Consider the following 17,539-nt stretch of genomic DNA (forward strand, 5'->3'; position numbering starts at 1 on the left):
CATTGGTCATTTGTCCCCTCATCCCTTAATCCCTTTTCCCACAAAGGGCGAAAGGACTTCGAGCAAAAGTCTTAACTTGAAAGCCTCTCTCCCGCTCTGGGAAAGGGGTTGGTTTGTCCTTTGTTCGCTCCTCAATTCAATAATAAAGAAAATTTTTCTTTTAGGGAGATAATCGTTGAATCTCCCAAGACCCATCCTCTTGACGAGAATAGAAGAAACGGTCGTGCAGTCGATTGGGTCGTCCTTGCCAAAATTCAAAACCATGGGGGATAACTCGATAACCGCCCCAAAATGAAGGAAGCGGGATTTCGCGGTTTTGAAACTTGCGGGCGATCTCTTCAAATTTCATTTCGAGCATTTGGCGAGAGGAGATAACGCTACTTTGCTGAGAACACCAAGCGCCAATTTGATTGCCCCTGGGACGGGTAGCGAAATATTTTAGCGTCTCAGCCGTAGAGATTTTGACAGCCGTACCGATAATTTGAACCTGGCGTTCTAAAGGAAGCCAGAGAAATAGAAGGGAAACTTGAGGATTTTCTTGGATTTGGCGAGCTTTTTTGCTTTCGTAATTGGTGAAGAAGACGAATCCCTCGCGATCGAAGTATTTTAAGAGAACTGTCCGCGTGGAGGGTGCGGCAGTTGCTGAAGCTGTTGCCAAAATCATGGCGTTGGGTTCGAGTAGTTCGGCTTGACAGGCTTGTTGAAACCACAGTTCAAACTGCTCGAAAGGGTCGGGTTTGAGATCTTTGCGTCTAAGACCTTGACTGAGATATTCTTTGCGTAAATCTGCGATGTTCATCAATTGTGAGAGTTGACGTTTGGTTATTGACGATCGCTCTACTCTTTATCTTGCCTCAAACGAGACTTTCCCAATTTCGCGGCATTAAAAACATCGGGAAAAGATAGAAATTTTTAGCCAATCTGGGAATACTAACTTTACCATTCGGTTGCCAATTAGCGATCGCGTAATTTCTCACTCACAAATGACCGATGACCAATCTATTCAGTCAAATTAAACTGCGAACGATTTTAGTTGTTCCCTTCGTGCTGCAAATTGTTGGTACGGTAGGACTGGTAGGATATCTTTCCTTTAAAAATGGGCAAGAAGCGATCGCCGATCTCGCCAACCAATTGATGAAGCAGGCGAGCGATCGCGTCGATCGACATCTAGATAATTATCTGGCAACCCCTCAACACATCAATCAAATTAACCTAGACGCGATCGAGTTAGGCTTGCTCGATTTGCAAAATTTTAAACAAATCGGACACTACTTCTGGCGGCAGATGCGAGTGTTTGATGTTGGTTATATCAACTTTGCTAATGAGAAAGGCGAATTTATCGGTGTCGAACGCACTGATGATGATAGATTGCTGATTAATGAAACTTTAAGTCAAGATCTTAACAAGCTATACGTTTACGCGACCGATGGCAAAGGATATAGAAGCGAGTTGGTTTCAATTGTAGACAACCAGCTTCCTATCCAAGAAGAAGATTGGTATGCAGATGCAGCGAAAGCGGGCAAACCCGTGTGGAGTCAAGTTTATCAGTGGAGCGACCAACCCGATATTTTGTCGATTTCTTCAAGCTATCCAGTTTACAATCGCGCCAAGCAACTGATGGGTGTTATTGGTGTCGATCTCATCCTTTCACAAATCAGTGATTTTTTAAGCGACATAAAAATTAGCCCGTCAGGAAAAATCTTTATCGTCGAACGCGATGGGTTATTAATCGCCAGTTCGAGTCTCGATCGACCATTTACTTTGATCGAGGATAAGGCAGAACGGCTGAACGTTTTAAACAGTAACGATTCCCAGATCCAATCTACAGCCAAGTATTTACAGCAAAAATATGGCAATTTTAGGCGGATTGGAGAAAATCAAGAACTAAATTTTCAGCTAAATGGCGATCGCCAATTCGTTCGAGTCACCCCTTGGCAGGATAAATACGGATTGGACTGGTTAGTCGTAGTCGTCGTTCCTGAAAGCGATTTCATGGCTCAGATCGATGCCAACACTCGCACCACTATTTTGCTATGTATGGGAGCCTTGGCAGTAGCGACTCTCGTCGGGATGTATACCGCACGTTGGATAGCCCAACCCATTTCGCGCCTCAGTGAAGCTAGCGCCGCGATCGCGGCTGGAGATTTAGCACAAATCATTAAAGTCAAACAGGTTAAGGAACTGAAAACGCTGGCGCAATCTTTTAATAAAATGGCGGAGCAACTGCGAGCCTCATTTACTGCCCTAGAAAAAACTAACGAAGAACTAGAGCAACGGGTGGCAGAACGCACGGCACAATTACAAGAAGCCAAAGAAGCCGCCGATTCTGCTAACCAGGCAAAAAGCGAATTTTTGGCAAACATGAGCCACGAACTGCGCACTCCCCTCAACGGAATTCTCGGCTACGCGCAAATCCTACAACGGGACAGAAATCTCGATTTCAAACAGAAGATAGGACTCAATGTCATTCATCAATGCGGTACTTACCTGCTGACCTTGATTAACGATATTTTGGATATCTCGAAAATCGAAGCTCGCAAGCTCGAACTCTGCCCCAGTAGTTTCCATTTTGAGAGCTTTTTGCAAAACATCCAAGAAATCTGTCGCGTTCGTGCCGAACAGAAAGAAATTTCCTTTGAATATGAAGCCCTCAATCGCTTACCAATCGCGATCCATGCCGATGAAAAACGCCTGCGTCAAGTCTTACTTAACCTCATCGGCAACGCCATCAAATTCACCGATCGCGGCAGGGTAACTTTAAAAGTCGGCGTTTATCGGGAATCTCCTCCTATCGGCGATGAGGAACAACCGCCAACAATTAACAGCGATCGCTCCCTTCATCGCGTTCGCTTCCAAGTTGAAGACAGCGGCATCGGCATGAAGTCAGAACAACTAGAAAAAATTTTTCTGCCTTTTGAACAAGTGAGCGAGAGCGATCGCAAGGCAGAAGGAACGGGTTTGGGACTGACGATTAGCCGTCAAATCGTCGAGATGATGGGCGGCAAGATTGAGGTAGAGAGTATCTATGGCGTTGGCAGTAAGTTCTGGTTTGACCTGGACTTACCCGAAACCAGCGACTGGAGCGAACCTACTTCATCGCGAACGAGACAGGCTGTTATTGGATATCGGGGCGATCGCAAGACAATTTTAGTGGTAGACGATCGCTGGGAAAACCGCTCTGTCGTAGCTAACATGCTAGAACCCCTCGGCTTTAAGGTTCTTGAGGCAAGCAACGGCCGAGAGGGACTAGAGAAAGCCCAACAATTTCAGCCAGATTTAATCATTACAGATCTAGTGATGCCAATTATGAATGGCTTCGCTATGACAAAGCACCTGCGTCAGTCCGAGAGCTTGCAGAAAATTCCCATCATTGCGTCTTCTGCCAGCGTCTTTAACTTCAACCGCCAGCAGAGTCGAGAAGCGGGCTGCGATGATTTTCTGCCCAAACCCGTGCAAACCGACGAGTTACTCGATTTAGTGCGGGATTATTTGGGATTGGTTTGGCTTTACGAAGAGAATGGAATTTTCGCAGCAGAGGATTCCTCCGTCCCCGAAATACTTATTCCTCCTGCCCCAGAATTGGGAAGTCTCTACCAAGCTGCCAAAGCAGGTTACGTCCTCGAAATTCAGAAAGAAGTCGATCGCCTCAAGCAACTCGCTCCTCAATATGCCACCTTTGCCGAAAAAGTTGCCGAACTAGTTGGCGAGTATGAAACGGAAGCCATTATCGAGTTAATTCAACCCTATCTTTCAACACAACCATGAAACCCGTTCGACAAGATTCTATTCTCATTGTTGACGATATCCCAACCAACATTAAAGTGTTGGTCGAGCTATTGAGTCAATCTGGCTTCAGAGTGGCGGTTGCCAAAAATGGAGAAAGTGCGCTGGCAAAAATCGATGAAATTGCCCCCGACTTGATTTTGTTAGACGTGATGATGCCAAGGATTGACGGGTTGGAAATCTGCCGTCGCCTGAAAGCCAATCCCAAAACTCAGGATATTCCGGTCATCTTCATGTCAGCTTTATCAGATGTGGTAGATAAAGTCAAGGGGTTGGAAGTTGGCGGGGTAGACTATATTACCAAACCCATCGTCCACGAAGAGGCCCTCGCCCGGATTCGCGTTCACCTCCAATTGCGCAAAACCCAACTCAGACTCGCGCAGGAAGAAAAAATGGCTGCTTTGGGTCACTTAGTCGCCGGGATTGCCCATGAAATCAATACGCCGCTAGGAGCCATTGGTGCCTCGATTGGCAACATTTCCACTGCCCTAGAGCGATTGATGCAAAAACTTCCCCAACTCCTGGCAAAACTGACCGCAGAACAAGCGATCGCCTTTTTTTCTCTCGTCGCCCTTGCCCAAAGCGCCAAACCTTTGCTGTCTTTTCGCGAAGAACGACAACTCAAACGAGCGATCGCAGCAAATCTGGCTGCTAAGGAGATTGACAATGCCGAGACTCTAGCCGCTTTTCTCTCTCAAATGGGCATCGCTTCCGATTTGGACTTTATGATGCCGCTTCTACAAGCGCCCGATCCGGTTTCTATCGTCGAAACCGCCTATAACTTCGCTATAGTGCAAAACAACAGCCGGAATATTAAACTAGCAGTCGATCGCGCTTCCAGAATTGTTTTTGCCCTCAAAAACTATGCTCGTCAAAGCTCGACGGGCGAGATGGTCATAGCTTCAGTCATCGATAGCATCGAGACGGTGCTGACAATTTATCAAAACCAGATCGAACGGGGCGTTGCACTCACAAAAGAGTATGGTTCGGTTCCGTCGATTCTTTGCTATCCCGACGAATTGACCCAAGTTTGGTCGAATTTAATCGGCAATGCTCTACAAGCCATGAACTATCAAGGTCATTTGGGGATTGCCGTCTTCGAGCAAGCCTGTCAGATCGTTGTCGAGATAATCGATTCGGGTTGTGGCATTCCTCCGGAAATTCAAGACCAAATCTTTGAGCCGTTCTTTACCACCAAACCAATGGGTGAAGGAAGCGGATTGGGATTAAATATCGTTCGCAAGATTATCGATAAACATCAGGGAACGATAAAAGTTACCAGCCAACCTGGGAATACTAAATTTAGCATATGGCTGCCTATTGTGCGATCGCATTAAATTTTCTCGCTTACCAGTCACCAACGACCAATAACAAGGGACAAATGACTAACCTAGCAATTTTATGTGTCGATGACGAAAGAATTATTTTGCTGAGCTTGCGAGACCAGATTAGCAAGCACTTCGGCGATCGCTATCGATACGAGTTTGCCGAGAGCGTAGAAGAAGCTTGGGAAGTTATTGAAGAATTATCTCAAGAGGGGATCAAAATTCTGATTATCGTCTCCGATTGGCTCATGCCTGGAATTAGAGGCGATGAGTTTTTAATCGAGGTTCACAAGCGCTTTCCCGCTATCGTTACGGTTTTGTTGAGCGGACAGGCGGACGAAGCCGCGATCGAGCGCGCCAAGGTACATGCCAACCTGCATGCTTACATCCCCAAACCGTGGGACGAGGAAACGTTAATTAGTATCATTAAATCCGGCTTGGAGAAATTTAATGAGTAAAGGGGCGATCGTCTGCGTCGATGATGAAAGATTCGTGCTGATCGCTCTGCGCGATCAGCTTACCAGTTTCCTGGGCAACGAACATGAAATTCTTTTAGCTCAAAGTGCCAGCGAAGCCCTAGAAGTCTTTGCCGAACTAGAAAAAGAGCAGATCCCAATCCCGCTGATTATTTGCGATCGGATCATGCCACAGATGAGCGGGGAGAAACTGCTGATCGAGATTCACGCTCGCTATCCCAAAACCCGAAAAATCCTCCTAACCGGACAAGCCAGTTTTGAAGAAGTCATCGATGCCGTTAACCATGCCGATCTCTACCGCTACATCTCCAAACCCTGGGACGAAACCGACCTCAGCTTGACCGTCAGGGAAGCCATCCGCAGTTATTTTCAAGATCGGCAAGTGATCGAGCAAAACGAAGCCTTGCGAAAAGCCAATGAAGCCTTGCAGCGAGAAATTGCCGATCGCAAACAGGCACAGCAATTATTACAAGAGAGCGAAGAACGACTGGAAAGTATCCTCAACTCCCTTGAAGAAGTTGTTTGGTCTATCGAACCCAATCCTCCTAAGCTGCTTTATCTCAATCCGGCTGCCGAAAAGGTTTATGGGCGTTCGGTTTCTGAGTTCTTCGAGAATATCGATCTTTGGCTGAAGGTCGTGCATCCCGACGATCGCGAAAGAATAGCACAAATCCCCCAAATGTTGCTGGAATTGGGCAGCATGAGCATCGAATACAGAATCTTGCGACCGGATGGAGAAGTGCGGTGGCTCAGCAGCCGTCACCGCATTCTTTACGATGCTAACGGCGTGCCCGTTCGCACGGACGGTATCATTCGCGACATTACCCAGGAAAAACTCGCTCAAGAACGGTTACTCTACGAAGCGCTTCACGATGCCCTCACGGGGTTGTCCAATCGCACCTTGTTTATGGAGCGAGTCGAAAATGCACTGCAACGCGCTAAACGACACTCAGATTATCTCTTTGCCGTTCTCTTTATCGATCTCGATCGCTTCAAAATCATCAATGACAGCCTCGGCCATCAAGTAGGCGACCAACTAATTATCTCGACGGCACAGCGGTTAGAAGCTCTAGTACGCGCTACAGATACGATCGCTCGCTTGGGCGGCGACGAGTTTGTCATTCTCCTCGATGCGATCGAGGATATCAATGATGCCATCCGCATTGCCGAGCGCATCTCCGCCAAGCTGAGAGAGCCTCTCAAGCTCGATGGGCGAGAAGTCTTCACCAGTGCCAGCATCGGGATTGCTTTGAGTTCGTCCAACTACCATCAAGCTTCCGATCTGCTGCGAGATGCCGATATTGCTATGTATCGAGCCAAAGCCAAAGGCAAGTCGTGCTATGAAGTATTTGATAAGGAGATGTATGCTCAAGCACTCGCCCAACTCCAGCTCGAAAACGATATGCGTCAAGCCTTGGAGCGAAACGAGTTTCAAGTCTATTATCAACCGATCGTCTCGACACAAACGGGTAAAATTTCTGGTTTTGAAGCCTTGATTCGCTGGCAGCATCCGACGTGCGGTTTTGTCTCTCCAGCCGAATTTATTCCCTTAGCCGAAGAAACTGGGTTAATCGTACCGATTGGCGAGTGGATTCTTGGCTCGGTATGTCAGCAAATCAAGCGCTGGCAAGAGCAATTCTCCTTCAAATTTCCCCTGAAAGTTAGCGTCAATCTCTCGGCAAAGCAATTCAGAGATACAGATTTCTTGCGAAAAATCGACAAAATTCTCATGCAAACGGGTTTAGAAGGGGGGAATTTGCAGCTAGAGTTAACCGAAAGCATGCTCATCGATGATGTTGAAAACCTGATCGGTATTCTTTCGCAACTGAGAGTGAGAGGCATTCAGTTGAGTATCGACGACTTCGGGACTGGTTATTCCTCTTTAAGTTATTTACATCGCTTTCCAGTTAACTATCTCAAGATCGATCGCTCGTTTGTCAAAGGACTTGGCGACAACACCGAGAGCCTGAAAATTACCGAATCAATCGTCGCTTTAGCACATAATCTCAAGCTAGCCGCGATCGCCGAAGGCGTGGAAACCAAAGAACAACTGATGCAACTACGCCAACTTGGTTGCGAGTACGTTCAGGGATATTTGTTTTCCCCTCCCGTTCCTGTCCCAGCAGCCACTAAATTACTCGCTAAATTATTCAACGGTGCCAAGGCAACAGACCGCAATGGTTCTGGAATCATGCCCCTCTCCAATGGGCGACTTTATAAAGATTAACTTTCATCAAATGACCAACGACGACTAAATAATTTGAATTTCATCGAGTTGCGCGATCGCTACATCTGCCGTCTCTAAATGGGCAGCTTCAGGATTGCCCCAGCAAATGCCGATCGCGCCTGCTGCCCCGGCTGCTTTTGCCATCTCGATGTCTCCCTGAGAATCCCCCACCATCAAGGTGGCGTTCGGTTCGACACCCAAAGCATGACAAGCTTTCACAAACAAAGCCGGATCGGGTTTGCTCAGTCCACAATCGGCACCCATCATCAACTGGATATAGCTTGATAATTGATGGCGAGTGACAAACGATTTTATGCCTGCCGTAGAGTCAGCCGACAGGATCCCCAGCTTTAACCCGGCTTCTGAGAGGAATTTTAAGACTTCTAGGCTGCCAGCGAATAGAGGAGAAGTCTCCGATCTGTCTGGGAGATACTTGTCTGCTTCGGTAAAAGCATTACGCGCGATCGCTAGCGATTCAAACCAACTGCGCCCCGTCTCTGCAATATAAGCTGCCGCTGCAATTTCGTTTTCTTGGCGACTGCCTACTGCCATTAATCCCGTCGGATCGAGGGTATTATTTTGTATGCCAAACGCCATCAGTAAGGGATCGCCAATTCTCGGAATCTGAGCATCTATCAGGCGTGCCCGTTTATATGCTAGCTCTCGTAAGAAAGATTGCGAATCTTCTAGCGTGCCATCTTTATCGAACAAAATCGCTTTAATATTAGAAAATTCACGATTTCCACAGCGAATAGTTACCACGACTTCTTCCTGACTCCATCTATAAGTCTATCGTCTCATCTCGGCGCGATCGCCTCAGATAATACCAAGTTGCACTCAAAGATAATAGCTGTTATTCTGAGCGATAGCGAAGATCCGAGATCCTTCGTTATCGCGACGATGACATTTTTGGACGCAACTTAGTAGAAGTTCCGAAAATTCCTCATTCTCTGGGATTCCAAAGCCATTGTTGCTCGGTTAAATTTTTCAGCTCGTCGAACAACATTGCCTCAGCTTCTTCTTCAGAAAGCCTTTGTATTTCTGTTATAGCTGAATTGCGATCTTCGCCTTTAATTTCTCTCTCTACTTTACTAGAGGTTGGGGAAAGGATTTTTTTGTCTAAATAATCGGCGATCGCGGCTATGGTTGGATAATCAAAAATTAAGGTAGAAGGCAAAGTACATTGCAAACTCGTTTGCAGTTTATTTCTGAGTTCTACAGATGAGAGGGAATCTATCCCCAATTCGGTAAGTCCTCGATCGATGTCTATAGACTCTGGTGGCTCGATTCCAAGGATTCCCGCGATATGAGAGCGGATACAATCGATTAAAAGACCATTACGATCGCTTGTCGTCGCTGCTTCTAATTGTTGCAGAAACTTGGATGGCTGCCGTATTTTTTCCTCAGAGGCAGGCATAACCTCTTTAAAGAATGAAAATGCCTCATCATTAGGAAGTTGCTTGAGAAACGCCGACCAATCTATCGGCAATACGCCAATCTGCGTAATATCGCGAGCGAGTAATTCTTCTAGGATTTGTAAGCCTTGTTCTGGCTGAATTGCAGTTATTCCTTGTTGCACGAGTCGATCGCGATCGCGATCTGCTAACCGGGCAGCCATTCCTACACTCGACCAACTTCCCCAGTTAATACTCAATCCAGGAAGCCCCAGCGATCGGCGATAATGGGCTAGGACATCTAAAAATGCATTAGCGGCACAATAGTTGCCTTGCCCCGCACAACCAACAACAGAAGCAGCGGAAGAAAACATGACAAAGAAATCCAGCGGATAATTTTGGGTGGCTAAATGCAGATTCCAAGCACCTTGTACTTTAGGCGCCATAACTTGTTGAAAACGCTCCCAACTTTGCTGTATCAACACGCCATCATCGAGGATTCCAGCCGCATGAATAATGCCCCTTAACTGGATTTTGGATTTTCGATTTTGGCGAAGCCGCCGCACGCTCCCGGAACCGCTTCCGGGAGAACGGCGGATTTTGGATTGAATTTTCTGATAGAAAGCAATGATTTGCGCCACATCCTCTGGATTGGAGGCATCGGCTTGCACTACATCAACCCTAGCGCCTGCTTTCTCCAGTTGGCTAATTGTTTCTCGTGCTGCTTGGGAAGCACCGCTACGTCCCACTAAAACCAAGTTTCTCGCGCCTCGATCGACCATCCAGCGAGCAACTTGTAATCCTATTCCACTCAACCCGCCAGTAATTAAATAGGCACTATCATTTCTAATTTGTGAATTTTGAGAAACGACAATTTTCCCAATATGCTTTGCCTGCTGCATGTAGCGGAAAGCATCGACAACGCGATCGTGCGAAAATACTTTATATAATAAAGGTTTGAGACTGCCTGCTTGAAATTGCTGCATCAATTGACACAGGATCGATTGAATCAGGTCTGGTTGTTGTTGCGTTATCCGAACTAGATCGACAAGGAAATAAGAGATATCGGGTTTTAATCGAGCGACTTGCTTGGCATCCCATACGTCATTTTTGCCGATTTCTATAAAGCGACCTCTGGCACTTAAAACCGATAGGCTTTTAGGAATAAATTCTCCTGCCAGAGAATTCAGAATAATGTCTACTCCCTCGCCTTGAGTAATAGATATTACTTCTTCGGCAAAATCAAGCGTCCGAGAGTTCATGATGTGTTTTACTCCCAGAGACTCGAGAAAGTCCCACTTGCTGGGAGAAGCAGTGGCAAATACCTCAGCACCCGCCTGCTGGGCGAGTTGGATGGCGGCTAAACCGACTCCTCCCGCCGCCGCATGAATCAAAATGCGATCGCCTGCCGAAATTTTGGCGAGGTGATATAAGCTGTAGTAAGCCGTTGAGAACGCGCCTGGAATCGTTACGGCTTCCTCGAAACCGAGATTTTCTGGCTTATGTACCGCAAGAGCAGCGTTAACCGTGACGTACTGACTAAAGCTACCAGACGCGATCGCGACTACTGCATCTCCTATCTGGAAATCTCGCACGCCTTGCCCGATAGCGACTACCTCGCCAGCACATTCGAGTCCCAAAAGTCCGGCATCTCCGGGATACAATCCCAGAGCATTCAACACATCTCTAAAATTAAGCCCCGTGGCGCGTACTTGAATTTCAATCTCGTCTGCACTGGGATGGCGGCGAGGTATTGGTTGCCAGTGCAAATTATCCAGCACTCCTCGATTCTCGATTTCTAATCGAACGGGGATTGAATTTTCAATAGGCGCGATCGCTTTGTTTTCGGACTGTTTGTTAAGACGGTTGCGAACTAACCTAGCTACATAACGGTTTCCATCTCGAAAGGCGATTTGGTCTTCTACATCTGGCGACCAAATTTCATCAAACAAAGTTTGTATTTCATTTTCCGTCGATTTCGGATCTAGATCGATCCGCACGCAATTCAATTCTGGGTGTTCGAGGGCAATAGCTTTTCCCATACCCCAAAGACAAGACTGAGCGATTCCAGACGGGGAAAACTCGCTATTTTTAACTGGCTGAGCGCCTTTAGTCACTAACCATAAGCGAGGAGAATTATTGGGTTGCGTCGAGGAGGAAGATGGGGGGAGTTCTTCTTGTCTCGTTGTTCCCTTATCCCTTCTTTTGACCAGGGCTTGGATTAAATGCAAGACACCAGCGCATCCTCGCCTTACATCTATTTCTAAGCCAGATTTTGTCAGAAACTGAATGTCTAGTGCATCTAGACTCCATAAATAAATTATGCCGTACAGAGAAGGCCGATCTCGCGCGATCGCGTTCAAAAGTTGCTGAAAATCCTCTAGATTGTTAGGATTTATCTGGAACTTGCCCGGCGATTGTTTGTACTCTTTTCCTGGAAAAACAAGAGTACATGCATGTTGTTTATCTTCCAAAAGCTCGGCTAACTGCTTGGCTAATCCTTCTTTATCCGCAAAAATTAGCCAACTTCTGCTCTTCTCGTCTCTTATTCTCCTTTTATCTCTGTCTCGTTGCTGAGAACGCCATTCTATTTGATATAACCAATCTTGCCAAGACTTTTCTGAAATATCTAATAGTGCTTCGCGGCTGGCTCGTTTTGAGGACAGTCCATCGATTTGAGCCACTAGATTTCCAGTGTCATCAAACAAGCGTAGATCGGCTATTATAGTCTCTGGATTGGCGCTATTTAATGGACGCAAGCGAACGTGACTCCACACAGTTGCTCTGGGATGGCGATAGAGAAATAGACGTTCTAATCCTACTGGTAAATAGGTTTCAGATTTTAGCGCTTCTGGGAGAGTGGCAAAGATAACCTGGAAGCAGGCATCGAGTAGTACTGGATGGAACTGATAAATAGAAACTTCTGAGGCTAATGTTTCTGGTATGCGAATCCAGCCCAATGCTTCTCCTTCTTTTTTCCATAATCGCGCGATCGCTTGGAAACTTTCACCATAATCGATCGCTAGCTCTCGACAGGTATCATAGTGAGTATTTACTGAAAGTTCACTAGCAAATTGACCTCGCAATCGAGCTAAATCGATCTGTTCTGATTGTGTATCTGGCTCTTTGACAAGAATTTTTCCAGAACAATGCAGTTTCCAAGATTCCTCACCTTCAGATATTAAACTATAGATCTCGAAGGAAGTCCCTGTGTCTTGCTGACTTAGAATTAACTGAACGGTTTGGCATTCTTCCTCTGGCAGGATCAATGCTTGCTGTATCGTTACATTCTCAAGCACTAATTTGGTAGACTTTAATGCTGCTATCCCAGCAGCCAATGCCATTTCTAAATAAGCAGTCCCAGATAAGATGACCTGTTGGAAAATGCGATGATCTTTAAGGAAGGCAGGCATATCTGGCGCTAGCTGCGACTCGAATATAATCTCTTTTAGCGGCGATCGCAATTTTTGCCCAAGCAGGGGATGATACTGATTTTGGATTTTAGACTCCCCCTTCCTAACAAGGGGGATAAGTCCTTGTCCGAATTGACTGTCCCCCCTTGAGAAGGGGGGTTGGGGGGTAGAGGGGATCGGATTTTGGATTATTTTTGGATTAACTTCAATCCAGTAGCGTTTTCGTTGGAAGGAATAGGTTGGTAGAGTAATGCGGTAACGGGAATAATCGCGATCGAAACCAAACCAATCGACGCTTACTCCCCGCACATACAATTGAGCCAAACTCTCAAGCAATTGTTGCCAGTCGGAAGTTCCCGGACGCAAACTCGGCAACCACAAATTGGAGTTTGGATTTTCTAAAATAGAGCGTGCCATCCCTAAAAGGATGGGTTTGGCTCCAATTTCTACAAAGGCTTGATATCCTAGCCGATGCAACGTTTCTAGACTTTGGGCATATCTAACCGGTTGCCGGATGTGGCGGCACCAATATTCTGGCGTAGCGATTTCTTCGCCGATAGCTTCTCCAGTCAGGTTGGAGATTAATTCTATCCTTGGAGGGGAATAAGTAATCTGGCGAGCAACTGTTTCAAATTCTGCTAAGATTGGCTCCATCAAAGGGGAGTGAAAGGCATGGGAGACGTTAAGGGGTTTCGTCTCAATCCCCCCTGCTTTTAATTGGGAAACTATCCTCTCGATTGCCTCGCGCTTGCCAGAAATGACGAGATTTTCGTAGCCGTTAATAGCTGCTAGATTGACTTGCTGTTGGTAGGGGGCAATGGCAGTACTAACTCTTGCCTCGCTGGCGAAAACAGCTACCATTGTCCCATCTGGTGGCAATTGCTGCATCAAGCGCCCTCTGGCGGCAATCAGTTTGAGTCCATCTTCTAGACTAAAGACTCCTGCCACGCAAGCAGCGACGTATTCCCCGACGCTATGACCGATAACGGCAGTTGGAGAGATGCCCCACGATTGCCAGAGTTGGTAGAGGGCATATTCAATAGCGAATAGGGCGGGTTGGGTGTGGGCTGTTTCGTCTAATTTTGGATTAATACGCCGGTCATCTGAATACAACACTTCAAGTAATGGTTTATCTAGATAGGGTTGCACAATTTCGGCGCATTTATCTAAGGCGGCGCGGAAGGTAGGTTGAGTTTGATATAGTTCTCGTCCCATTCCGACGTATTGCGAACCTTGACCTGTAAACAAAAATGCTAGCTTAGGACGCTGACTGCTTAATGCTTGTCCGCTTACCAGTCCAGAAATTTCCTTTCCAATCAAATATGCCTGTAGTTGTTGACGCAACTGCTCGACAGATTCGGTTACTATGCAAAGACGATGCTCAAAATGCGATCGCCCTGTATTAGCAGTAAAACAAAGATCGGATAGGCATACTTCTGGATTCGACTCCAAAAAAGCTTTATAACGCTGTACTAGCTCCTGTAGCGCCTTCTCACTTCTCGCAGACAGCGTAAGAACATGACTAGGACGCTCAACCTTCTTTTCTCTGCGTTCTCCCCCCTCCTTAATAAGGGAGGCAGGGGGGATGGTCTGGACGTGAAATTCTTCTAAAATGACATGAGCGTTCGTTCCACCAATCCCCAATGAATTAACCCCGGCGCGGCGTGGAACACCTGCTGTTTTCCATTCTTTTAGCGTTGTATTGACGTAAAAAGGACTATTGATGAAATCAATTTGCGGATTGGGTTGCTCAAAATGCAGGCTAGCTGGCAGTTTTTTATGATAAAGCGACAAAACGGTTTTAATAAAACCCGTCACGCCAGAGGCAATATTAAGATGCCCGACATTGGTTTTAACCGAACCGATGGCACAGAAACCTTTTTTCTGGGTATTGGTGCGAAATGCTTGGGTTAGCGCAGCAAATTCGAGCGGATCGCCCAGAATCGTTCCCGTACCATGAGCTTCTATGTAGCTAATCGTTTCTGCATCGATGCCAGAGATTGCGATCGCTTCTGCAATCGCTTTTGCCTGTCCGTCGCTATTGGGAGCGAGATAGCCTACTTTCGTGCCACCATCGTTGTTAATAGCTGACCCTTTAATGACAGCATAAATGCGATCGCGATCGCGGATCGCATCTTCGAGGCGCTTGAGAACCACGATTCCCGCACCGCTACCAAAAAGCGTCCCTTGAGCGCCAGCAGCAAACGCCCGACAATGCCCGTCTGGAGAAAGAATCGTCCCATCGCGATACAAATAGCCGACCTTTTGGGGAACGTGAACGGAAACGCCGCCTGCTAAAGCCATATCGCACTCGCCAGCGAGTAAGCTTTGGCACGCCATATGAATCGCCACTAGAGAAGTCGAACAGGCGGTTTGGACGTTGACGCTGGCTCCGGTAAGATTGAGTTTGTAAGAAACCCGCGTGGTCAAATAATCTTTGTCATTAGCTACCGTCATTTGAAAGCCAGCCATCGAACCCAAATTGATGACCTGCAGATTGTCATGTTCGTCAATCTGGTGGCGGTTTGGGTAAACGTTATTGAGTAAATAAGTGTTGGCAGAAGCACCAGCATAAAGCGCGATCGCACCCTGATAAGTTAGAGGATTGTAACCCGCATTCTCCAAACTTTCCCAAGCACATTCGAGCAGAAGGCGCTGTTGCGGATCTATCAGTTCGGCTTCTTTGGGACTGTAGCCAAAAAATTCTGCATCAAATAGCTCGATATCCTCCAGAATCGGACTGGCTTTGACGTAATTAGGATTATTCAGAAGTTGGGGATCGATTCCAGAGGCGAGAATTTCCTCATCGGTAAAAAAGGAAATTGATTCCACTCCATTACATAAATTTTGCCAGAATTCATCAACATTTTTGGCTCCAGGGAAGCGACAAGACATGCCAATGACGGCAATATCTGTATTTTGAGATTTGCGCCGATGTTGTGCCCTCTGCTGTCCTTGTTGGGCGGCGTTGATTTTGGTTTGTTTCTGACTTAAATATTGGGCTAGAGTTGCGATCGCAGGATATTGAAATAGTTCTACGGCTGATAGTTGCCTTCCCAAGCGTTCCTGCAATTTAGCCAACACTTGCATCAGCAACAAGGAATTGCCACCCAGTTCAAAGAAATTATCGTGCAGGCTGACTCGTTCAATCCCTAATACTTTTTGCCAGATCTCGGCAATTTGACGTTCTAGGTCGCTTTGCGGTAGTTCGCTTGTTTCTCGACTCTCCAGCAAAGCATTCATTTGTTGAACGATCGAGTCGAATTCGCCAGCTTCAAAACGTTGACTTAACTGCTTTCGTTGAATCTTTCCAATCGCAGTTTTAGGAATCATTTCTCGATCTACAGGTATCAGGTAATCTGGATATACGCCAATCTTACTTACCAGTGTCTTGCGAATTGTTTTGATGAGGGAATGTAGAGACGTTTCTAGAAAATTAGATGGATTGAAGAAAATGACTAATTTATCGGTTGTATCCCCAGTCTTGCGAACGGCACAGGCAGCAGTATAGGAGACTTCTACTCCGTCGATTGCTTCGACGACGGCTTCGATTTCATGGTTGTAGTAATTAACCCCATTGATAATGATGACTTCTTTCTGGCGACCCGTAATCGTCAAGCGTCCCTCTCGCAAAAAGCCGAGATCGCCCGTGTTAAGCCAGCCATCCTCTGTAAAGATCTCGCGATCGCGTTCCTGGCTTTTGTAATACCCTGAAGTAACCGTCAGCCCTTTGACCTGAAGTAATCCTACTGCACCTTCTTCAACGACCCGATTTTCAGAATCGACGATCCGCAGGGATACCCCTGGAATGGGAGATCCCACTTCTACAAACGGATCGTCATCTGTGGTTGACTCAAGCGAAAATCGATGGGAATGAACGATTCCAGAGGAGGTTTCCGACATCCCATAGCCGGGACTAACGGCGGTACTGGCTAACCCGTAAGGCGCTAGCAACTTCAGAAAACGTCGAGTCGTTTTGCCGACGACGGCTTCTGCCCCATTGCCCATCCAGCGCAGGCAAGAGAGATCCCAACATTGTTCGCTAATGGCTTCTACTCGCTCGTTAACCAAACCATAGGCAAAATTTGGTGCCCAAGTCGCCGTCACTCGATAGCGATCGCAAAAATCTAGCCATTTTAAGGGATTCTGTAATACTAACTCGTTCGGGACGTGGATTTGCTGGCAACCTAAATAAACTTCCGTAATATGAAACATGACCAGGCTAGCCACGTGTTCCAGAGGCATCCAATTCAGGGTAATATCTTTTTGGGAAAGACGATTGACCTTTGCCATCCCAAAAGCACTCGCCAGCAAATTGCGATCGCTGAGCATGACTCCTTTGGGCGCACCCGTACTGCCAGAAGTTAGTAACAGCAGGGCTAGCTCGTCGGAATCGCCTGTATGCCAATTGTTATCTGGCCTGTAGCTTTGTAGTTCTTCCACGGCAACAACCTGCAACTCTTCAGAAAAAGAACGAATGACAGGGATCAATTGTCGATGGCTGACTACAAGGGCGCAATCGCACAACTGCCAAGCCTGGTAGACTAGATTAGCTTTGCTATTATCGGGCGTATAGCTAGGAGCAACTGCAATCGGAACGGGGACAAAACCGCCCAACAGACATCCCCAAAAGGTGGCTAGAAAATCTTGCGGGCGAGAAAGTTGTAGAATTACTGGGTCTTTAGGCTTCAATCCCAACGCTCTCAAACCGCCAAGAAGGCAGGTAGCGCGTTCGAGTAACTCGCCGTAGGACTGAAAAACTTCGGTTTCGTCGATTTGGAGATAAGTGATTCCTGTCGTTTCTCTGGCGGCTCGTTGTAGAATCTCTGGTAAGGCGATCGCGCTATTAAATCCTTCTGGTAAGGAATCGCCATGAATAATCGCTAATGGCTTCGTTTCCAAGTTCTCTCCTCTGTTTTCT

Annotated in this window: 7 protein-coding genes; 4 read left to right on the plus strand and 3 right to left on the minus strand. The window is 46.7% G+C overall.

Annotation, left to right across the window (positions count from 1 at the left end):
- Positions 1-160: 160 nt before the first annotated feature.
- Positions 161-799: a pyridoxamine 5'-phosphate oxidase gene (gene pdxH / locus PLE7327_RS14850; protein WP_015144628.1), complete on the minus strand. Its 639-nt coding sequence runs from the start codon at positions 797-799 to the stop codon at positions 161-163.
- A gap of 191 nt (positions 800-990) precedes the next feature.
- Between pdxH and PLE7327_RS14855 the strand changes: the two genes are divergently transcribed.
- The 4 genes from PLE7327_RS14855 to PLE7327_RS14870 are packed head-to-tail and all read left to right on the plus strand — an operon-like array spanning position 991 to position 7,811.
- A complete protein-coding gene (locus PLE7327_RS14855; protein WP_015144629.1) occupies positions 991-3,765 on the plus strand; it encodes a hybrid sensor histidine kinase/response regulator in 2,775 nt (924 codons plus the stop codon).
- Entirely contained in the window at positions 3,762-5,120 is a 1,359-nt protein-coding gene (locus PLE7327_RS14860) for a sensor histidine kinase (protein ID WP_015144630.1), read from the plus strand. The genes PLE7327_RS14855 and PLE7327_RS14860 overlap by 4 nt, the downstream gene beginning before the upstream one ends.
- Before the next feature lie 44 nt (positions 5,121-5,164).
- Positions 5,165-5,566 (plus strand): response regulator, encoded by a 402-nt coding sequence (locus tag PLE7327_RS14865; protein WP_041393364.1) that lies wholly within the window; start codon positions 5,165-5,167, stop codon positions 5,564-5,566.
- The gene (locus tag PLE7327_RS14870) at positions 5,559-7,811 is read left to right on the plus strand and encodes an EAL domain-containing protein (protein ID WP_015144632.1); all 2,253 of its coding nucleotides are present in this window, start codon (positions 5,559-5,561) and stop codon (positions 7,809-7,811) included. Before PLE7327_RS14865 ends, PLE7327_RS14870 begins: the two co-directional genes overlap by 8 nt.
- 24 nt (positions 7,812-7,835) lie before the next feature.
- On the opposite strand, the gene PLE7327_RS14875 is transcribed toward PLE7327_RS14870, so the two are convergent.
- Positions 7,836-8,573, minus strand: coding sequence for an HAD family hydrolase (locus PLE7327_RS14875; RefSeq protein ID WP_015144633.1), 738 nt, complete (start codon positions 8,571-8,573; stop codon positions 7,836-7,838).
- Positions 8,574-8,754: 181 nt separating this feature from the next.
- Positions 8,755-17,520, minus strand: coding sequence for a type I polyketide synthase (locus PLE7327_RS14880; protein WP_015144634.1), 8,766 nt, complete (start codon positions 17,518-17,520; stop codon positions 8,755-8,757).
- Positions 17,521-17,539: the final 19 nt, after the last annotated feature.

The sequence above is a fragment of the Pleurocapsa sp. PCC 7327 genome, from assembly GCF_000317025.1.
In the GTDB taxonomy this organism is placed as follows: Bacteria; Cyanobacteriota; Cyanobacteriia; order Cyanobacteriales; family Microcystaceae; genus Hydrococcus.